This is a genomic window from Variovorax sp. VRV01 (assembly GCF_014852545.1).
Taxonomy (GTDB): Bacteria; Pseudomonadota; Gammaproteobacteria; order Burkholderiales; family Burkholderiaceae_C; genus Variovorax; species Variovorax beijingensis_A.
On sequence record NZ_JACVBS010000021.1, the window covers coordinates 11,065 to 29,642 of the forward strand.

Below are 18,578 nucleotides of genomic sequence, written 5' to 3' on the forward strand. Positions count from 1 at the left end.
AAGGACCAGGAGACAAAAAATGAGCATTTCCCGCCGCACCGTGCTGCGCTCGACGGCACTGGCCGCCAGCCTCGCCGTTCCCATGCACCGGGCCTTCGCGCAGAAGGCCGAGTTCAACTACAAGTACGCGAACAACCTGCCGGTCACGCATCCGCTCAACATCCGCGCCAAGGAGATGGCCGACGCCATCCGCGCCGAGACCGGCGGCCGCGTCGACATCCAGATCTTCCCGAGCAACCAGCTGGGCTCCGACACCGACATGCTGAGCCAGCTGCGCTCGGGCGGCGTGGAGTTCTTCACGCTGTCGGGGCTGATCCTTTCCACGCTCGTGCCGTCCGCATCGATCAGCGGCGTGGGCTTTGCCTTCAACGACTATGCGAGCGTGTGGAAGGCGATGGATGGCGAACTCGGCGCCCACATCCGCCAGCAGATCGCCAAGGCCAACATCGTTCCGATGGAGAAGATCTGGGACAACGGCTTCCGCCAGATCACCTCGTCGAGCCGCGCCATTGCCGCGCCGCAGGACATGAAGGGCTTCAAGATCCGCGTGCCGGTGTCGCCGCTGTGGACCTCGATGTTCAAGGCGCTCGACGCCGCGCCCACCTCCATCAACTTTGCCGAGGTCTATTCGGCGCTGCAGACGAAGATCGTCGACGGGCAGGAGAACCCGCTGGCCATCATCGCGACGGCCAAGCTCTACGAGGTGCAGAAGTACTGCTCGCTGAGCAACCACATGTGGGACGGCTTCTGGTTCCTGGCCAACCGCCGCGCCTGGGAAAAGCTGCCCGCCGATCTGCGCACCGTGGTGGCCCGGCACATCAACGCGGCCGGCATGAAGGAGCGCGCCGACGTGGCCGAACTCAACGCCGGGCTGCAGAAGGAGCTGGCCGCCAAGGGCATGGCCTTCAACCAGCCCGACGCGGCCGCCTTCCGCGACCAGCTGCGCAAGGCCGGCTTCTACGGCGAGTGGAAGGCCAAGTACGGCGACGAGGCCTGGGCGCTGCTCGAGCGCAGCGCGGGCAAGCTTGCATGAGCGGGCCGGCCCTCGGCCTGGCGGCCGGCACGCGCGTGGACGCGCCCCGGCTGTCGGCCATCGAGCGCCGGCTTGGCGCGCTGGTCGACATCGCCGCCGGCGGCCTGGTGCTGGCCGACGTGGCGGTGCTGCTCGCGGGCGTGCTCGCACGCTTCGTGTTCCACAGCCCGCTGGTCTGGTCCGACGAGCTCGCGTCGATCCTGTTCATCTGGCTCGCGATGCTGGGCGCGGTGGTCGCGCTGCGGCGCGGCGAGCACATGCGCATGACGGCGCTGGTCTCGATGCAGCCGCCGTCGCGGCGTCCGCTGTTCGACGCCCTGGCGCTGTGCGCTTCGCTCGCGTTCCTGGCGATGGTGGCATGGCCGGCCTGGGAGTACGCGTCCGAGGAGCGCTTCATCACCACGCCCGCGCTGAACATCTCGAATGCATGGCGGGCCGCGGCGCTGCCGGTGGGCATCGGCCTGATGGGGTTGTTCGCGGTGCTCAGGCTGCTGCGCGACGTGGAGTGGCGGGTCACGGCCAAGGCGGTGGTCATCGTCGCCACGCTGATCGCGGCGTTCACGCTCGGCCGCTCGGTGTTCCAGGAGCTCGGGCGGCTGAACCTGCTGGTGTTCTTCGTCGGCGTGGTGCTGGCGGGCGTGCTCGCGGGCATTCCCATTGCCTTTTCGTTCGGCCTCGGCACCTTCGGCTACCTGGCGCTGGCCACCGACACGGCGCTGCCGGTGATCGTGGGGCGCATGGACGAGGGCATGTCGCACCTGATCCTGCTCGCGGTGCCGCTGTTCGTGTTCCTCGGCCTGCTGATCGAGATGACCGGCATGGCCAAGGCGATGGTCGCGTTTCTCGCGGGCCTGCTGGGGCATGTGAAGGGCGGGCTGTCGTACGTGCTGGTGGGCGCGATGTACCTCGTGTCGGGCATCTCGGGCTCCAAGGCGGCCGACATGGCGGCAGTGGCGCCGGCGCTTTTTCCGGAGATGAAGCAGCGCGGCGCCAGCGAAGGCGAACTCGTCGCGCTGCTGGCCGCGACCGGCGCGCAGACCGAGACGGTGCCGCCCAGCCTGGTGCTGATCACCATCGGCTCGGTCACGGGCGTGTCGATCGCCGCGCTGTTCACGGGCGGCCTGCTGCCGGCCGTGGTGCTGGGCCTGATGCTGTGCGTGGTCGTGTACTTCCGCTGCCGCGGCGAGGACCTGCGCGAGGTCATGCGCACGCCTTGGCGCGAGGTCGGCCGGCTGGCCGTCGTGGCGCTGCCGGCGCTGGCGCTGCCGTTCGTGATCCGCGCGGCGGTGGTCGAAGGCGTGGCCACCGCGACCGAGGTCTCGACCATCGGCATCATGTACGCCGTGGTCGCGGGGCTCGTCGTGTACCGCCAGTTCGACTGGAAGCGGCTGGGGCCGATGCTCGTTGCGACGGCGTCGCTGTCGGGCGCCATCCTGCTGATCATCGGCACCGCGACGGCCATGGCCTGGGGCCTCACGCAGTCGGGCTTCTCGCGCCTGCTGGCCGAAGCGATGACCGGCCTGCCCGGCGGCGCGCCGATGTTCCTGGCGGTGTCGCTGGTGATCTTCGTGGTGCTGGGCAGCGTGCTCGAGGGCATTCCGGCGATCGTGCTGTTCGGCCCGCTCCTGTTCCCGATAGCGCGGCAGCTGGGCATCCACGAGGTGCACTACGCGATGGTGGTGGTGCTGTCGATGGGGCTCGGCCTGTTCGCGCCGCCGCTGGGCGTGGGCTACTACGCGGCCTGCGCGATCGGGCGCGTGCATCCCGACGCGGGCATCCGGCCGATCGCGGGCTACATGGTCGCGCTGCTGGTGGGGACGATTGCGGTGGCGGCGATTCCTTGGCTATCCATTGGGTTTCTTTGAGTGGGCGGGGCCTGCTGTCAGGGGGTGGGGGCTTTGCCTTTGGCGCCTGGGACTCGAGGCAGTAAAGCCTTGATGCGCTGGCGAAGCAGCGCGGGTGAGTTCGATGCGTGCTTCGAGCACGCCCGTTGATGGTGTGGGCGTTCAATCATGCAGCGGCTTCCTGCCTAATGCGCGTGCCAGTTCATCGAGCAATCGCCGCTCTCGCGCATGGAGCACCGATGCATCGACATGGCGCCAGTTGCGTTCGTAGGTGGCCCACGCCTCTTCGGGCGTGAGTTCGGTGCCCGGTGCCAGCTGCCAGGCGAGTCGGCGCAGTTGGGGGTAGTCAGCGATACGAACGCCGCCAGGGATCGGTGCCGGCTGTGCGGATTGTGTTGACGGGACCACGTCGACATCCATGCCCAGTGCCGCGATTGCATTCATGTAGGCCCCCATCGTGACCGAGGGCTCGCCGCGTTCGATGCGATGCAGCGTCATGCGGGACATACCTGCAGCCTCCGCCGCCGTGGTGGCGCTGACCTTCAGGGCCTTGCGGCGAGCATGGATGCGCCGGCCGAATGCTGCGAGGCGGCGATCGGCCGCGGGGGTGAGAGGCGGGGCTGCAGAAGGCATATGTGTATCTCATATTAGACAAGCCAGGAGATTTGTCCAGAATGAGTGACATAAAGCAATGGAAAGAATGGTCTGTCGCATTCGACAAATTCCCAATCGGAGACAGGACTTCCGCCGCAGTCCGCCTCACGTGTTGTGGCGTCGCGATGACGGCCCGCGGCAGCCCTGGTGGCGCGTGCAACGCGCTCAACTGTTCATGACGCGCGCAAAGATGGCCTGGTGCAGCCATCGCGGTGTTGCCCATACCATCGCGACGGCAGCCTTGTTGTTGAAGCCCGGAACCACACTGACGCGGCCGGCGTGCAGCGCACGGATTCCCGCCCGCACCACCGGTGCCGGCTTCATCATCAGAAGCTTGAGCCCCCATGTGATCTTCTGTTTCGCGGCCTGCGCAAAACCGGTGTCGGACATGCCGGGGCACAGCGAGGTCACCGTCACGCCATCGCGCTTGAACTCACGGTGCAAGGCATCGCCAAGGCGCAGCACATAGGCCTTGGCGGCGCCATAGACGGCCATGTTTTCCACGCCGAAGTGAGCAAGCATGCTGGCCACGAGCAGTATCTTGCCGTGGCCGCGTGCGCGCATGTCCTCGCCGAAGAGCCGCGTCATGACCGTGAGGCTCGCGATGTCCAGGTGCAACATGTCCAGGGCGCTTTGCATCGGCGTGTCGAGGAAAGCGCCCTGCAGGCCGTGACCCGCGTTGTTGATCAGGATCTCGACCGCAATGGCGCGCTCGCGAAGGTTGGCGTGCAACCTGTGGACGGCGGCCACGTCCGACAGGTCTGCCTGCTCCACGATGACCTTGATGCCCCACTCCTGTTGCAGCGCCGCAGCCAGGGCCTGCAGCCGATCGAGTCGGCGCGCAACCAGAATCAGCGGGTGGCCCTTGGCTGCGTATTGCCTTGCGAATTCTTCGCCGAAGCCACTGGACGCACCAGTGATGAGAACCCAGGAGTCGACGTTGGTAGCCATGATGTTCGCCTTTGTTGAAGTTGCAGTGACGCTGGAGGTGGCCGGCATCCTTGCTTTCAGGCAAGATTGGAGACCGATGGTCTGTAATTTAACAGACCATCGGTCTTTTAGCAAATGGAACGTGATCACCGCATGAATTCGCCCATCCCCTACGTACGCGCCCGCTCTGCCGAGCAGAAGGAAGAGCGGCGCCGCCACCTGCTGGTCACCGCCCGGAAAATGCTGCAACAGAGCCCGGAGGCCCTGGACCTGGGCATCAACGAACTCGCGCGCGAGGCGCAGATGACCAAGTCGAACGTCTACCGCTATTTCGAAAGCAGCGAGGCCGTGTTGATGGACCTGCTCGTCGAAGAATTTGCAGGATGGCATGCCGAGCTGGGCACGGCGCTGGCGCGCGGCGGCAAGGCCGGCGCGAGCGTCGAGCACATTGCCCGCGTCTTCGCCTCGACCATTTCTGCCCGGCCCCTGCTTTGCCGGCTGATCAGCATCCTGCCGTCCATCCTCGAGCGCAAGGTGTCGTTCGAACGCATGGTCGACTTCAAGGGCAGCCTGCTGGCCATTCGGCAACGGACAGCGCAGGACTTCCATGCCCGCGTGCCCGCCGTGCCGGTGCGAGCCTTCGAACAGGTGGTGAAGCATGCGCTGCCGCTCATCATCGGGCTGTGGCCGCTCAGCAACCCGGCCGGGATGGCCGCACAAGTGATCGAGCTTCCCGACTTGAAGAGCCTGCGGTACGACTTCGAAAAAGACCTCGAACATGCCCTGCTCACATTGATGCGGGGAATGGCCCAGGCATAGAAGGCGTTCGCGGCCGGGAATGCGCCATGCCATGGGCGCAAAACGCCCGGTCGCAGCAGGGTCTTGCGCTGAGCCGCACCTCCAGGTGTTGTAGCGTGGCATGGGCAGTCCGGCCATCCCTTGGCACCGTCCCAACACCATGAAGCCCCCGAATGCAGCAACAAGCCATCTCCGCCCACGACATCTTCCCGCACATCCGCATCGTCATGGGCATGGTGATCGGCCTTGGCGTCACGCGGCTCTTGTCGGGCGTGGCGCGCATCGTGCAGCACCCGGCGCAGTACCGGCTCTATGCGGTGCACCTTGCCTGGGTGGCTTCGGTCCTGCTGGCGCTGGTGCATTTCTGGTGGTGGGAGTTCGGCCTCTACCAGATCGAGAGCTGGACCTTCGGCACCTATGCCTTCATCGTGAGCTACGCGATCGTGCTGTTCCTGCTGTGCGCGCTGCTCTTTCCGGACAGCATGCGCGACTACGCGAGCTATGAAGACTATTTCTATGCCCGGCGCGCCTGGTTCTTCGGCCTGCTGGGCGCGACCTACCTGCTCGACGTGGTCGACACGCTGATCAAGGGCGAGGCGCACTTCGCCCGCTTTGCGCTGGAATACCTGATCCGCACGCCCATTCTCGTGACGCTGTGCATCGTGGCGGCCAGGACAGCCAGCCAGCGCTTTCACACCGTCTTCGTGGCGGCCACGCTGGTCTACCAGCTGTCGTGGATCTTCAGGCTCTTCGACACGTTGAACTGAGGGTACCCCCGCGTTCCCGGCTGACGCGCGCATCGGCGGCAGCCTACGTTGAAAACCAAGGGCTTCACATTCAAATGGCGCCGACGTCGAACGGGGACCGAGGCGTGCCGTGCGTCTTGCCGTCGGCGGATCAGGAGACAGCCATGCGCACCCACGACGAGAAGAAGAACAACGGCGAGACAAGCCATGCCTTCCATGACGAGGACAGCGATCCCCCGCAAGCCCTGACCGGCACCACCCGGCGCTCGCTGCTGCGCAGCGCCGTGCTGTTCGCGATGTTCACGGGCAGCGGCATCGGCCTGAGCGCCTGTGGCGGCGGCGGTGGCGGAGGAGGTGGTGGCTTCGGCGGCGGCATCGGCGGCGGGGGAGGTGGGGGCGGAAGCCCGCCCGAGGGTTCGGACTCGGTGTTCAAGCACGGCATCGCGAGCGGCGATCCGTTGTCCGACCGCGTGATCCTCTGGACCCGCGTGACGGCGCCTGCGCCGGGCACGCTCAATGTCGACTGGGAGGTGGCCAGCGACGAGCGCTTCGGCATCATCGTTGCGCGCGGCACCGCGAGCACCGGCCCCGAGCGCGACTACACGGTCAAGGTGGACGCCGCGGGGCTTCAGCCGGCCAGCACCTATTTCTATCGCTTCTCCATGGGCAACGACCACTCGCCGATCGGCCGCACGCGCACGTTGCCGGTGGGCGGCGTATCGCAGGCGAGGCTGGCGGTGGTGTCGTGCTCCAACTTCCCGAGCGGCTACTTCAACGTGTATGCCGACATTGCCAGGCGCACCGACATCGACCTGGTGCTGCACCTGGGCGACTACATCTACGAGTACGGCCGCGTGGGCTATGCGTCGCAGCTCGCCATCGCCATCGACCGCGAGTCGAACCCCGACCACGAGATCCTGACGCTCGCGGACTACCGCCTGCGCCATGCGCAGTACCGCACCGACGCGGACCTGCGGGCCCTCAATGCGCGGCTGCCGATGATCGCGGTGTGGGACGACCACGACGTGGCCGACGACGCGTGGTCCGGCGGCGCCGAGAACCATGACGAAGCGACCGAGGGCAGCTTTGCCGCACGGCGCGCGGCCGCCGTGCAGGCCTACCACGAGTGGCTGCCGACGCGGCTGCCCGACCCCGCCAACCCGCTGCGGATCTACCGCTCCTTCGACTTCGGCACGCTGGCTTCGATGCACATGCTCGACACCCGGCTGATCGGCCGCGACAAGCAGGTCACGCTCGAGCAGTACCTGGCCGGGGAAGCGTCGGCGCCGACGCGGCAGCTGATGGGTCAGCCGCAGGTGGACTGGCTGTCGCAGCGCATGTCTGCATCGCCCTGCACCTGGCAGGTGCTCGGCCAGCAGGTGCTCATGATGCGCATGGCCATTCCCCTGAGCATCGCGACCGACTTCAGCCTCGAGACATTGACCGCCTACCTGGCGGCGCTGGCGCTTCCGGACTCCGCGCGCAGCGACAGCCAGCGGGCCCTGGTCACGCAGCAGAAGGTGCCCTACAACCTGGACGCGTGGGACGGCTATCCGGCCGCGCGCGACGCGGTGCTGGCCATCGCGCGCAACCAGGGCAAGAACCTGATCTCGCTGGCCGGCGACACGCACAATTCATGGGCCGGGAACCTCACCGACAACACCGGGCAGCGGGTCGGCGTGGAGTTCGGCACCTCGTCGGTGTCGTCGCCGGGCTTCGAGCGGGCGCTGCCGCTGATCGCCAACGACCTGCTGGCCGACGGCTTCCGGCGCATGGTCGACGACCTGCGCTATGCCGAGACCAGCAAGCGCGGCTATGTCGTGCTGACGCTCACGACGGCCGAGGCGCGCTGCGACTACATCGAGGTCAGCACGGTGTTCAGCCGCGACTATTCGGTGCGGCTCGCCGCCACGCTGCGCGCGCTGCCGGGCGCGGGCAACCTGCAGGTGCTCGCTGCCTGAGCATGGGGGGTTGGTGGCGCGCCACCGTCAGGATCGCGCCACCAGGCCGCGGATGTAGGCATCGAGCGTCGTCGAGCCGCGCAGGGCATCGCCTGGCATCTCGAAGCCGCTGTCGACGCTCACCGCGGTCATTCGCGCATACGAGTCTGCGGCCGCTTCTGAAAAGCCGAGGGCGCGGTACGCCGCCTTCCACTGGTCGCGCGGCGTGACGTCGAGCTCCACCGGCCGGCCGAGCGCTTGCGAGAACGCCTTCGCCACGTCGGCCGAGGTATAGCGCCTCGGGCCCTCCACGTAGCGGATGCCGACGTCGTCGAGCGGGGACACCAGCCTGCGGGCCGCGATCTCGCCGAGGTCGTGCGGCGCGGCCATGGGAATGGCAAGGCCGGGGTCGTACATCGTGGGCAGCCTGCCCGTGCTGCGCACGGCGTCGAGCAGTCCGTCCCAGTTGCTCATGTAGTAGGCCGCACGGTTGATGGCTGCCGGAATGGATTGGCGGCGCAGGCCCTCTTCGAGTTCCCACAGCACGCTCAGGTCGCCGATGCGCTCGCCGGGCTGCGCGCCGCCGGTCGATTCCGCCACCACCTTCTGCAGCCCCGAGCCCTCCAGCGCAGACAGGATGTTGGCGACCGTGTGCCGCTCGATGGTGTCGGTGTCCGCCGACGTGTCCGCGGATGGATTGAGCAGGAAGGCGCGGCGACCGCGCTGCAACGCCGCGCGCAGCGACGCCACGTCTTCGACGTTGGCCTCGGCGATCTCGGCGCCCCTTGCGCGCCATGCGCCGGCGCGCTTCGCGTCGCGCGTGACGATCGTCACTGGTTCGCCGCGGTCGAGCAGTGCCTGCGCGACCGCCGAGCCTACGTGTCCTGTGCCACCCATGATGACGTACATCCGTGTCTCTCCTTTTCGCCGTGCCTGGAGGAAAGTCTGTTGAGGTGCGATCGGGCGCAATGGCTCACCGCGCGGGCGCAGGGCCTGCGCAGACCATGTCCACGATCAGTGCCTTGGTGTAGCGCACGAACGCCGCGACCTGGGTAGGACGATCGGCCAAGTTGTCCGGCGCACGGCCCAGGTAAGCCGCATGCGCACTCGCCAGCACGGGCCGATGCTCGCCCGGCAGGCGCTTCAGCGCCCATGCGGCTGCGGCATCCTTGGGCGCGATCTCGCCGGTGCTCGCACTGAACCAGATACGCGCGAGCGCCAGCACCACATTGCGCTCGTCGCCCTGCCAGTCCGGCGCGTCGTTCCACTGCGCCACGGTGTCCAGCAGCGAGCGCGTGAAATCGGCGCGCGGCACCGGGTCGAACAGTTCGTCCGCGGGAGGGCCGAGCAGGCAGATGCTGTGCTGCCTGAGCTTGCCGAGCAGGATCGCAAGGTCATGGTCGGGCATGGCGGGCTCCACGATGCCGGCCTGCAGTTCCTCGCGCAGCCATTCGCCGAACTGCAGTTCGCGCAGCGGCGGATAGCGCCAGGGCACGACCTCGCCTTGGACGACGAGCGTCACTTCGAGCGGGCGCCATGGTGCGCCGGCGCCGGGGCTGCCCGAGACCGACAGCAGGTCCATCATCAGTGCTTGCCGGACCGATACGGCCAGCGGGGCGCCCACGGTCACCATCAGGTCGATGTCGCTGTGCGGCTTGAGCCCTCCATCGACGGCGGAGCCGAACAGGTGGATGGCCTGGAGCGTGCCGGCCAGGTGGCGCTCGAGCACGGTGCGCGCCTGCGACAGCTGCGGGATGATTTCAGGGGGCAGTGACAGTGAAGCGGCCATCGCGGCCGATGTTAAGGGCCGCGGAAACGGGCAGGCAATGAACGCGGCGGATCAATCCACGCGGATGTTGCGCGCCTTCACCACGCGGCTGTAGATCTCCGCATCGCGGCGCACCATCGCGCTCATCTCGGCGCGCGTGACGCCCAGCGGCTCGCTGTTGAGGTCCTTGATGCGCTTGGCGAGGTCCGGGTCCTTGCTGGCTTCGACGAACACCGCATTGAACCGGTTGAGCACCGCGGCCGGCGTGTTCGCAGGTGCCCAGATGCCGTGCCACGACATCATCGAGAAGCCCGGCATCACCTCCGAGAGCGTGGGCACGTCCGGCAGCGCGGGGTGGCGGGTGGGACCCGAGTAGGCCAGCGCCTGCACGCGGCCGCTGCTGATCAGCGGATAGCCCGTGGCGATCGGTTCCATCAGCGTGTCGACCTGTCCGCCGACGAGATCGGCGATGGGGCTCGCGCGGTACGGCACATGCAGCATCGTGATGCCCACCTCGTCCTTCAGGGACTCGACGATCAGCTGCGACGGGCTGCCGGCGCCATACGAGGCGTGCGAGTAGATGCCGGGCTTTTCCTTGGCCGCGGCCACAAGCTCCTTGATGGTCCTGGCCGGGAACTTGGTGTTCGCGATCAGCACGAGGCCCTGGCGCATCGTGGTGGCGACGGGAACCAGGTCCTTCTCCGGATCGAACGGCAGCTTGCTGTAGATGTACGGGTTGATCGTGAACGCCGTCGACAGGTTGTAGAGGAAGGTGTAGCCGTCCGCCGGCGCCTTGGCGACGGTGTCCGACGCCAGGTTGCCGGCCGTGCCGGGCTTGTTGTCGATGAGCACCGGCACGCCGAGCTTGCGGCTCGCATAGTCGCCGTACATGCGCGCGAAGATGTCGGGCGGCGTGCCGGGTGCGAAGCCCACCACGATGCGGATCGGCTTGCTCGGCCATTCCGCAGTCTGGGCAGCTGCATGGCCCGTGGCCAGGATGCCGGCGAGGCCCAGCACCAGGCCGAGCATCTTCTTGACGAGGTTTGTTGTCGAACGCATGGCTTGTCTCCTTGGGCCGATGGGGGCCCGTTTGTTGGGTTGTTCTGTCTTCTTCAATCCACCTGCGCGCCGGAGCGGCGCACGGCCTCGCCCCACTTCGCGATCTCGGCCGCGCCGAAGGCGGCCATTTCCGATGTGTTCATCGCCAGGGGCTCGATGCCCTGGGCCGCGAGCTTGTCGCGCACCGCAGGCTGGGCGAGCACCGCCTGCGTGGCTTCGCGCAGGCGGTCGCGCTGCGCGGCGGGCATGTCGGCCGGCGCATACAACATGAACCACGCGACCAGGTCGAAGTCCGGAATGCCCTGCTCGGCGAGCGTGGGCACGTCGGGCGCGGCCATGCTTCGCCGGGCGCTCGATGCGCCCAATGCGCGCAGCTTGCCGGCGCGGATCTGCGGCAGCACGGCGGCCGGGTGATAGAACATGAATTGCACGTTCCCCGCCATCACCTCGGTGAGCGCCTGGGCGCCGTCGCGGTAGGGCACATGCACGAAGTCCTTGCCGAGCCGCAGGTTGAGCAACTCGCCCGCAAGATGCCCCGAGGTGCCATTGCCGGCCGAGGCGAAGCTCACCGACTTGCCGCTGGCCTGGCGCAGGTCCGCCACCGTCTTCCACGGCGCCGCGGCGGGCACGACCAGCAGCGTGGGCGTGGCGCCGACGAAGCCCAGCGGCACGAAGTCGCGCTGCGGCTGGTAGGACAGGCGCTTGTAGAGCGTCGCATTGATGGCATGCGTGCCCACGGTGCCCAGCAGCACGGTGTGTGCGTCCGCCCCCGAGCGGGCCGCGAGTTCGCTGCCGATGGCACCGCCCGCGCCGGGCCGGTTGTCGACGATCACCGCCTGCGACAGCTGGCGCCCCAGCGCTTCGGCCAGCACGCGTCCCACGATGTCGGTCGTGGTGCCGGCCGCGAAGGGCACGACCAGCTTGAGGGGGCGCGCATCGCCCGCCTGCGCCCATGCGCTGCCGCTGCCCTGCGCAAGCAGCGCCGCGGCCACAGCCGCCGCGGCCAGGATGGCACGGCGCTTCGTCACCGCGCCTCCCCGAAGGCCGCGGGCACCGTGCCTTCGTACTGCAGTTCGCGCGTGGCCTGGTAAGAGAGCGCAAAGCCGCTCGGCATCTCGGCCTCTTCCGCAAGGTGGGCGATCAGTCCCGCGGTGCGCGCAAGGATCGGCACGCCCCGCAGCGACGCCACCGGAAAGCCCACGCCCAGCAGCACCGCCGGAATTGCCGCGGAGACGTTCATGCGCAAGTCCTTGCCGACGATGCCCGGGATCGCTTCTTCCAGCGCCTGCGCGATGCGCACATAGCGCAGGTCGGCACCGGCCTGCGTCGCCACGTCGATCAGCCGGTCGACGCGCGGATCGCGTTCCTTGTGCAGCGGATGGCCGTAGCCAGGGATCGCCGCGCGCGCCACCTTGAGTTCGGCGATGGCCGCGGCGGCGGCCTGCTGCAGCGTGGCGCCTGCATCCATGCGCGCCGCCACATCCATGAACAGGCGCCCGGCCGTTTCCGATGCGCCGAGGATGACGGAGCCGCAGCCGAGGATGCCGGCCGCCACTGCGCCCTGCAGCGCATCGGGCGCGGCCGCGAAGGTCATGCGGCTGGCCTGCACGCTCGGCACGAGGCCGTGCTCGGCGATCGCCACCAGCGTGGCGTCGAGCACGGCGCTGCACGCGGCATCGGGGCGGCGCCCGGTGAGCAGCAGGAAGAAATAGTCGCTGAACGACAGGTGCCCGATCAATTCCTGGCACAGGTCCTGGCCACGCACGACGATGGTGTGTTCGTCCGAGGTGCAGATGGCGGTGCGCGGGACGGTGGACTTTCCGATTTTCATGGGCGTGGTCTTTCAGGCGTGTCGGGGTTCGAGGCGGAAGTCGTAGTGCGCGGACCAGTAGGGCGTCTCCATCGGCCGGCCGTCCGGCGCGCGGCCCGGCGGGTGGGACTCGAAGTCCACGACGAGCCGCGGCCGCACGCCGAACACGGCATCGGATTCGATGTACGGGCTGCCCGCCACGAACAGGTGCGTGGTCACGGGCACATGGCCCAGCGCCGAGACCATCATGTGGATGTGCCCGGGGCGGTTCGGATGCCGTCCCATGGCCTCCAGCATGCGGCCCACGGGCCCGTCGACCGGAATCGGATAGAAGCTCGGGCGGATCGACCAGAACCAGTAGCGGCCTTCGTGGTCGGTGCGGATGCGCCCGCGTGCCTGCATCGCGGCGCCCTCGAGCTGCATGTCGTACACGCCTTCGCCGTCGCCCGACCAGATGTCGAGCAGCGCGCCTTCGAGCGGCTGGCCGTGGGTGTCGGTGACGCGGCCGCTGTAGAAGGTCGGCTCGCCGCGGGCGCCCTGAGCCACGTCGGCGCCCAGCGGCAGGTCGGGCGCGCCTTCCCAGTAGAAGGGGCCCTGCACGGTGGCGTGCGTGGCCTCGGCGAGCTCGGTGGCTTCGGTCGCTTCGTTCACGGCGCGGCCGCGCTTGCCCGCGGCGGCGCGCAGCTGGTCCAGGATCACGACCATCATCGAGGCGCCCAGCGTGTCCGACAGCAGGATGAACTCCTGGCGCTTGTCGGTGCAGGTCTGGCCCGTGGCCGTCAGGAATTCGATGGCCTGCATCCATTCGTCGGGCTTCAGGTCCACGTCGCGGATGAAGGCATGCAGGTGCGTGATCAGCGACTGCATGAGCTGCAGGAAGCGCGCGTCGCGCGTTCCCTGCAGGCTCTTGAGCACGGTCTGCGTCAGCTCGCTTTCGTTCGATGGGGTCATGGTTTGTCTTGTCTCCTGGCGCGTTGTGTTTTCGGAAGGCCGTGCCGGGCTCAGCGCGCGGCGTTGGGAGGCTGCCCCAGGCGCTGGCGGATCGGATCGACGATGGCCGCGTTGTCGGCCCCGAGCATGGGGGGTGCCGTGACTTCCAGCGCGCGCTCGCCGTCGAAGCTCACGGGCGAGCGGATGGTGTGCCACTCGCCGCCCTCGGGGTGCGGCGCGCTCACCTGCAGCTGCAGATGCCGCGCCTGCGGGTCTTCCATGGCCTCGCGCGTGTCGTACATGGGCGCATGCGGCACGTCCTCGGCCTCGAGCCGCGCGCACCACGCAGCGCGGGTCTGCTGGCGGAACACGCCGCCGAGCAGCGCGATCAGGTCTTCCTGGTGCGCGATGCGCGCCTCGCGCGACGCGAAGCGCGGGTCCGCGAACAGGCGGGGGCGCTCGATGGCGTTGGCCAGGCCCTGCCAGAACTTCTCGGGCGAGGACATGTGCAGTGCAATCCACAGGCCGTCCGCGCACTCCAGCACATAGGACTGCGAGACGCTCGGCCGGCTGAACGGACCCATGACCTCGTCCTCCGAAAAGAAATGCGTGAAGGCGTCGAGGTTGAAGTGGCACATGGCTTCGAGCATCGACACCTCGACCGCACGTCCGCGGCCGGTGCGGCCCCGTTCGACCAGCGCGCCGAGCACGCCGTAGGCGGCGTAGAAGCCCGTCATGGCATCGGCGAGCGCGGGGCCGACCACGCGCGGGTTGGCGGGGTTCACCAGCAGCTTGAGAAAGGCGCTCGCAGCCTGCGCCACCGTGTCGTAGGCGGGGCGCGCGGCCGCGGGGCCGGTCTGCCCGAAACCGCTGATGGCGCAATAGACCAGGCGCGGATTGAGCGCCCGCAGCCGGGACTCGCCGGCGCCCAGCCGCTCGGCCGCACCGGGGCGGAAATTCTGGATGTAGACGTCCGCGTCCTTGACCAGCTCGTCGAACACGGCCGCGTCCTCGGGCAGCTTGGGGTTGAGCGTGACGCTGCGCTTGTTGCGGTTGTAGGTCTGGAAGTGCGGGCTGTAGAGGCCGCCGCGAAAGGCGCGGAACGGATCGCCCGCGCCGGGCTGCTCGATCTTGACCACCTCGGCGCCCAGGTCCGCGAGGAACATGCCGGCGGCCGGTCCGGTGATGAACGTGCCTTGTTCCAGCACCTTGATGCCGCTGAGGACTTTTTGCACCGGGAGGTCTCCTGTGGTCGTTGTGGGGGCCGGAGAAACTTTAGGTTGCATTCGCGAATCTCGGAAATGATTGTTTTCCATCGTTAGCATCGATGCCATCGATCATTGCCCCCGAGGAACGCCATGGAACTCCGGCACCTGCGCTACTTCATCGCCCTGTCGGGCTCGCTGAACTTCACGCGTGCGGCCGAGCGCCTGCACGTGACGCAGTCGACGCTGTCGCACCAGATCAAGCAACTCGAAGAGGAGATCGGCGTTGCGCTGTTCGACCGCATCGGCAAGCGCGTGAGCCTGACGGACGCCGGCGACGAGTTCCTGCATTACTGCACCAAGGCGCTGCACGAGATCGACCTGGGGCTGGGCGCGCTGCGCCAGGACAGCTCCGACGTGACCGGCGAGTTGCGCGTGGGCTCGACGCACACCTTCAACCTCGGCTTCATTCCCGACTGCATCGCGAGCTTCCAGGCGCGGCACCCGCGCGTGAAGGTGGTGGTCGAGGAGCTGTCGGCCGACCAGATCGCCGCGCGCCTGCAGCAGGGCACGCTGGACCTGGGCATCGCCTACCGGCCGAGCGTGCCCGGGCCGCTGCAGTTCGAGCCGCTCTACAACGAGGAGATGGTGCTGGTGGTGGCCAAAAAACATCCGCTCGCGCGGCGCAAGCGTGTGCGCATGGTGGAGCTGCACCGCCTGCCGATGGTGCTGCTGCCGGCCAGCTTCGCGACGCGCCAGATGCTGGACGAATGCTTCCGCTCCCGCGGTGCGCAGCCGCACGTGGTGGCTGAGATCAACACGCTCGCGCCGATGATGGACCTGGTCGCCAAGACGCAGCTCGCGTCCATCGTGGCCGCGAACGTGGTGAACCCGCTCTCGGGGCTCGTGGTCATCCGGCTCGAAAGCCCCACGCCCGTGCGCACGCCCGGCATGCTGTGGTCACCGGTGGCGCGCGACGCGGCGGCCACGCGCGCGTTCTCGACCATCGTGCGCAAGCTGGCGCTGCGAAGCAGCCTACAGGGAGCTGGCCCGCGCGTGCGGTAGCAACGAACGGTACCGGCTTTTCAGGCTGTTCGGAGGTTCTGGAATTCGCTGCGCAACCGCGCGACGACAATGGCGAGATCCAGGTCACCCAACTGGTTCCTTTGGAGGAAGGCGGCCCATTGCCTTTGTTTCGCTGGATCCTGCGCGAACGCATCGCTCAACCCCGAGGGCAGGCTGTTGGGCATCACCAATTGCCGCCGCGCGAAAGTGGCATCGACGGCCCGGCGCATCTCGGCGGCTTCCAGCGAACCTTCGGTGAGCAGCACCCAGAGATCGAAGTAGTCCTTCATGCGGGTATTGGCCATGCCCAGCAGGCACACCGCATGGAACTTCTCGGCGACTACCGTGTATTTCGGGTAAGCGCGCAGTTGCGGCGCGGGCAGGTCTTCGAGCAGCACCGGGTATTGCACCGATTCCGGTGCCGGCGTGACCGCATCGCCAAAGCCGATATCCACTTGCAGCGCGAGGCGCGCGCCATCCAGTTGTGCTCGCAGATCGATCCGTACGCCGCCATAACCCGCTTCCTTGCGGATCACCGAGCCCTTGACCGAGGCAGGATCGAACGCGATGCCATCCTCCAGCTCGATCCGGCAGATATCGCGGAACACCGAAGTGGCGGTGTCGATGTCGTCCAGACCGAAGCCCAGCAGGTCTGCATCGCGGGTCGGCCGATGCGGCTGGTCGTACCACAGCGAAAACAGCAGCGCGCCCTTGAGCAGGTAGTTGGCGGCATGCGGCGAGATCGACAGCCGGTACAGCAGCCGCTCCAGCCCATAGTGGGTGAGCGTCAGGTTGAAGTCCTGTCTCGTGGCGTCTGCGCGCTGCTTCAAGCGGGCGCGGATGGACGCTGCGAGATTGCGGCTCATGCCGTGATGCTTTCCAGATAGGGGCGCATGACATTGGTCACGCGATCCACCGTGGCGTACTGCCAGAGCGCATCCATCGTCAGCTTGCGCTGCGACCAGCCGTCGCGCAGCGCTTCCAGCCCCACGTCCAGCCCGATCTTGTTGCGGTACTTGAAACAGTCGGCGACTGTCTTGGCGGCATTGAACACAGGTACTTGCACGCCGTCGATTTCGACGGGCTCGACGCCTTCGGTCAAGGCCGCCCCCGACATGCGCACCACGCGCAGCGCGGGCTGGTCCAGTCGCGGCGTGGGCGAGTGATGCGGGATCGCCATCCAGACCTCGAACGGCGTCTGCGTGCCGATGCCGTGGACGCGCAAAGCCGAGAGCAGGCACACCACGCCGCGCGGCACGCGCAGCGCCACCTCGGCCAGGGACCGGTGCTCGCTGAGCGCGCGTCCCGGCAGGCTGTAGACACCGCGAGCAACGCGCTCGAGCTTGCCGGCCGCCACGAGCCGGCTGAGAACTGCCGTCGGCAGGCCCTGCCTCGCAAGATCCCGCGCGCGCAGCAGCGGCTGGCGCTTGGCGAGTGCGAGCGTGGCTTGTTCAAGGGTGGGATTGGAGTGCAGTGCCACTGTGCTAGTTTGTTGCAATTACTAGTCAGTTGTCAATAAATGACTAAATTTCGAACTTCGAAGGTTTGGCCGCCTACTCACTTCCGATGGCAAAGGCGGCGCGAGCTCTGGTAGAAGCACGGCATGACCGTCTCGCTCGCGGCCTCCCTCATCGAACTCGCACTCGGATCGGAACTCGGCGCCTCCGGCGATGCCGGGCGCAATCGCTGCGCGCTCGAGGGCGTGACGTGGCAATCCCTGCCGGACGGCGCCGTCGAACTCCGGGTCCGGCGGTTCGAGGCGATGGCGCTGCGGCTTGCGTCGGATCCGTTCGTCCTTGAAATCGGCCGCATCGACGTCCATGAGCTGGTGGCCCGGCTGCGCGTCGAGGCCGGCGTGCCGCGCCTGGTTTCCGTCCAGGCGGACGAGGCCGAGTTCTCCGGGGTGAAGCTGCATGGCCCGCTGGTCCTGCCGCCGCAGATACAGAAGATCCGCGAGGCGAGCCAGGGCGCGGCGGACGCAGCGGCGGCAACGCCCGGCGGCGAGGCCGATGCATGGCGCCTTGCGCCGCTCCACGAGGCCGAAGGCGCCATCCGCGGCCGGATCACCGACGCGCATCTGCTGTTCGACGCCGACGTCACGGTGCCCGTTCGCCATGGCCAGATCGACTTCAACGATGCGACGGTCGAGCATGTCGGGCCCGACTCGCGCATGGGCGTGAGCCGGATGGGCATTTACGTCGACGCGCCCAACGGGCGCAGCTATCTGTACCAGTTCGCCGCGGCGCCGCTCGCGGGCGTGGTGTTCGAGCACCGCGGGGCCTTGCTGGGCCCCTGGGTCTCCGAGCGCGGCAAGTTGCAGCTGCAGGCCTTTGCCGAGTCGATGCTGCGCCAGGGCCATAGGGGCCCGGGCCATGGGCTGACGCAGCAGGCGCGCCTGTTGCTGGGCCGCACGTCGCTTTCGGGCGAGCTGCGGCTTGGCGAGGGGCTCGTTGCGGTGCCGGGCTTGCAAGTGCGCCTCGAGGGGCGCCATGCGATCAGACTTGACTCCCAGTCCGTGGGTCGTGGCCTGAAGCTGGAGATGGCTTCACTCACGGCCCGCGATGCGGCGGCCGCCTGGAAGGGTGCGCAGATGGGCATCAGCCAGGCGACGGCGAAGCTCGAACTCGAGGTCCTTGTCGAAGGTCCGGCGATGCGCTTCGCGCTCCAGGTCGAGGACGGCAAGGCCGCAGGACTGCGGATCGACCTTCAGCAAAAAAGGCCGGACGGCAGCGAAGGAACCTGAAGCAAGCGCAGCTCGCTGAAGCGCATGCGGCTGAGACCTTCCGCCCGGCGGAC

The 18,578-nt window shown here is 67.9% G+C and carries 18 protein-coding genes; 7 read left to right on the forward strand and 11 right to left on the reverse strand.

Translation table 11 applies throughout. The features are described 5' to 3' along the window. Window positions 1–19: 19 nt before the first annotated feature. Complete coding sequence (locus IB278_RS28025; RefSeq protein WP_192326975.1) at window positions 20–1,033, forward strand: TRAP transporter substrate-binding protein; 1,014 nt, start codon at window positions 20–22, stop codon at window positions 1,031–1,033. Then, window positions 1,030–2,898 carry a TRAP transporter large permease subunit gene (locus IB278_RS28030; protein ID WP_192326978.1) on the forward strand — a complete coding sequence of 623 codons (1,869 nt, stop codon included), beginning with the start codon at window positions 1,030–1,032 and terminating at the stop codon, window positions 2,896–2,898. The genes IB278_RS28025 and IB278_RS28030 overlap by 4 nt, the downstream gene beginning before the upstream one ends. 141 nt (window positions 2,899–3,039) lie before the next feature. Here IB278_RS28030 and IB278_RS28035 read toward each other — a convergent pair whose 3' ends face one another. Then, entirely contained in the window at window positions 3,040–3,510 is a 471-nt protein-coding gene (locus IB278_RS28035) for a helix-turn-helix domain-containing protein (RefSeq protein WP_192326980.1), read from the reverse strand. A 186-nt stretch (window positions 3,511–3,696) separates the two neighbouring features. Continuing rightward, window positions 3,697–4,530 carry an SDR family NAD(P)-dependent oxidoreductase gene (locus IB278_RS28040; RefSeq protein ID WP_222431241.1) on the reverse strand — a complete coding sequence of 278 codons (834 nt, stop codon included), beginning with the start codon at window positions 4,528–4,530 and terminating at the stop codon, window positions 3,697–3,699. Between the two features lie 84 nt (window positions 4,531–4,614). Here IB278_RS28040 and IB278_RS28045 point away from each other — a divergent pair, with 84 nt between their 5' ends. The 3 genes from IB278_RS28045 to IB278_RS28055 all read left to right on the forward strand — a co-directional run bounded on the left by IB278_RS28045 (window position 4,615) and on the right by IB278_RS28055 (window position 7,966). Next, complete coding sequence (locus IB278_RS28045; RefSeq protein ID WP_192326983.1) at window positions 4,615–5,280, forward strand: TetR/AcrR family transcriptional regulator; 666 nt, start codon at window positions 4,615–4,617, stop codon at window positions 5,278–5,280. Between the two features lie 152 nt (window positions 5,281–5,432). Continuing rightward, complete coding sequence (locus IB278_RS28050; RefSeq protein ID WP_192326986.1) at window positions 5,433–6,026, forward strand: hypothetical protein; 594 nt, start codon at window positions 5,433–5,435, stop codon at window positions 6,024–6,026. A gap of 143 nt (window positions 6,027–6,169) precedes the next feature. After that, entirely contained in the window at window positions 6,170–7,966 is a 1,797-nt protein-coding gene (locus tag IB278_RS28055; RefSeq protein WP_192326989.1) for an alkaline phosphatase D family protein, read from the forward strand. A 27-nt stretch (window positions 7,967–7,993) separates the two neighbouring features. On the opposite strand, the gene IB278_RS28060 is transcribed toward IB278_RS28055, so the two are convergent. The 7 genes from IB278_RS28060 to IB278_RS28090 all read right to left on the reverse strand — a co-directional run bounded on the left by IB278_RS28060 (window position 7,994) and on the right by IB278_RS28090 (window position 14,747). Next, window positions 7,994–8,854 carry an NmrA family NAD(P)-binding protein gene (locus IB278_RS28060; protein WP_192326992.1) on the reverse strand — a complete coding sequence of 287 codons (861 nt, stop codon included), beginning with the start codon at window positions 8,852–8,854 and terminating at the stop codon, window positions 7,994–7,996. 64 nt (window positions 8,855–8,918) lie between these two features. Beyond that, the gene (locus IB278_RS28065; protein WP_192326994.1) at window positions 8,919–9,734 is read right to left on the reverse strand and encodes an AadA family aminoglycoside 3''-O-nucleotidyltransferase; all 816 of its coding nucleotides are present in this window, start codon (window positions 9,732–9,734) and stop codon (window positions 8,919–8,921) included. 51 nt (window positions 9,735–9,785) lie between these two features. Then, window positions 9,786–10,772 (reverse strand): Bug family tripartite tricarboxylate transporter substrate binding protein, encoded by a 987-nt coding sequence (locus IB278_RS28070; protein WP_192326997.1) that lies wholly within the window; start codon window positions 10,770–10,772, stop codon window positions 9,786–9,788. Window positions 10,773–10,825: 53 nt separating this feature from the next. After that, a complete protein-coding gene (locus tag IB278_RS28075; RefSeq protein WP_261380303.1) occupies window positions 10,826–11,800 on the reverse strand; it encodes a Bug family tripartite tricarboxylate transporter substrate binding protein in 975 nt (324 codons plus the stop codon). Further along, entirely contained in the window at window positions 11,797–12,603 is an 807-nt protein-coding gene (locus tag IB278_RS28080) for a citryl-CoA lyase (protein ID WP_192327000.1), read from the reverse strand. Before IB278_RS28080 ends, IB278_RS28075 begins: the two co-directional genes overlap by 4 nt. Window positions 12,604–12,615: 12 nt before the next feature. Continuing rightward, window positions 12,616–13,533 carry a dioxygenase gene (locus IB278_RS28085; RefSeq protein ID WP_192327003.1) on the reverse strand — a complete coding sequence of 306 codons (918 nt, stop codon included), beginning with the start codon at window positions 13,531–13,533 and terminating at the stop codon, window positions 12,616–12,618. A 50-nt stretch (window positions 13,534–13,583) separates the two neighbouring features. Next, window positions 13,584–14,747 (reverse strand): CaiB/BaiF CoA transferase family protein, encoded by a 1,164-nt coding sequence (locus IB278_RS28090; RefSeq protein WP_192327006.1) that lies wholly within the window; start codon window positions 14,745–14,747, stop codon window positions 13,584–13,586. 123 nt (window positions 14,748–14,870) lie between these two features. Between IB278_RS28090 and IB278_RS28095 the strand changes: the two genes are divergently transcribed. Further along, on the forward strand, window positions 14,871–15,782 hold the full coding sequence (locus tag IB278_RS28095; RefSeq protein WP_192327009.1) for a LysR substrate-binding domain-containing protein: 912 nt from the start codon (window positions 14,871–14,873) through the stop codon (window positions 15,780–15,782). Between the two features lie 20 nt (window positions 15,783–15,802). Here IB278_RS28095 and IB278_RS28100 read toward each other — a convergent pair whose 3' ends face one another. Then, window positions 15,803–16,648, reverse strand: coding sequence for a nucleotidyl transferase AbiEii/AbiGii toxin family protein (locus tag IB278_RS28100; protein WP_192327012.1), 846 nt, complete (start codon window positions 16,646–16,648; stop codon window positions 15,803–15,805). Continuing rightward, entirely contained in the window at window positions 16,645–17,262 is a 618-nt protein-coding gene (locus IB278_RS28105; RefSeq protein WP_192327015.1) for a type IV toxin-antitoxin system AbiEi family antitoxin domain-containing protein, read from the reverse strand. Before IB278_RS28105 ends, IB278_RS28100 begins: the two co-directional genes overlap by 4 nt. 123 nt (window positions 17,263–17,385) lie before the next feature. On the opposite strand from IB278_RS28105, the gene IB278_RS28110 reads away from it, so the two are divergent. Beyond that, window positions 17,386–18,525, forward strand: coding sequence for a hypothetical protein (locus tag IB278_RS28110; protein WP_192327018.1), 1,140 nt, complete (start codon window positions 17,386–17,388; stop codon window positions 18,523–18,525). The last annotated feature ends 53 nt before the right edge of the window (window positions 18,526–18,578 follow it).

Excerpts from the sequence above, each read along its gene's own strand:
- IB278_RS28095 (WP_192327009.1), top strand. The coding sequence starts at position 14,871 with ATGGAACTCCGGCACCTGCGCTACTTCATCGCCCTGTCGGGCTCGCTG.
- IB278_RS28080 (WP_192327000.1), bottom strand. The coding sequence starts at position 12,603 with ATGAAAATCGGAAAGTCCACCGTCCCGCGCACCGCCATCTGCACCTCG.
- IB278_RS28070 (WP_192326997.1), bottom strand. The coding sequence starts at position 10,772 with ATGCGTTCGACAACAAACCTCGTCAAGAAGATGCTCGGCCTGGTGCTG.
- IB278_RS28100 (WP_192327012.1), bottom strand. The coding sequence starts at position 16,648 with ATGAGCCGCAATCTCGCAGCGTCCATCCGCGCCCGCTTGAAGCAGCGC.
- IB278_RS28035 (WP_192326980.1), bottom strand. The coding sequence starts at position 3,510 with ATGCCTTCTGCAGCCCCGCCTCTCACCCCCGCGGCCGATCGCCGCCTC.
- IB278_RS28110 (WP_192327018.1), top strand. The coding sequence starts at position 17,386 with ATGACCGTCTCGCTCGCGGCCTCCCTCATCGAACTCGCACTCGGATCG.
- IB278_RS28025 (WP_192326975.1), top strand. The coding sequence starts at position 20 with ATGAGCATTTCCCGCCGCACCGTGCTGCGCTCGACGGCACTGGCCGCC.
- IB278_RS28055 (WP_192326989.1), top strand. The coding sequence starts at position 6,170 with ATGCGCACCCACGACGAGAAGAAGAACAACGGCGAGACAAGCCATGCC.
- IB278_RS28045 (WP_192326983.1), top strand. The coding sequence starts at position 4,615 with ATGAATTCGCCCATCCCCTACGTACGCGCCCGCTCTGCCGAGCAGAAG.
- IB278_RS28050 (WP_192326986.1), top strand. The coding sequence starts at position 5,433 with ATGCAGCAACAAGCCATCTCCGCCCACGACATCTTCCCGCACATCCGC.
- IB278_RS28085 (WP_192327003.1), bottom strand. The coding sequence starts at position 13,533 with ATGACCCCATCGAACGAAAGCGAGCTGACGCAGACCGTGCTCAAGAGC.
- IB278_RS28030 (WP_192326978.1), top strand. The coding sequence starts at position 1,030 with ATGAGCGGGCCGGCCCTCGGCCTGGCGGCCGGCACGCGCGTGGACGCG.
- IB278_RS28040 (WP_222431241.1), bottom strand. The coding sequence starts at position 4,530 with ATGCCGGCCACCTCCAGCGTCACTGCAACTTCAACAAAGGCGAACATC.
- IB278_RS28060 (WP_192326992.1), bottom strand. The coding sequence starts at position 8,854 with ATGTACGTCATCATGGGTGGCACAGGACACGTAGGCTCGGCGGTCGCG.
- IB278_RS28065 (WP_192326994.1), bottom strand. The coding sequence starts at position 9,734 with ATGGCCGCTTCACTGTCACTGCCCCCTGAAATCATCCCGCAGCTGTCG.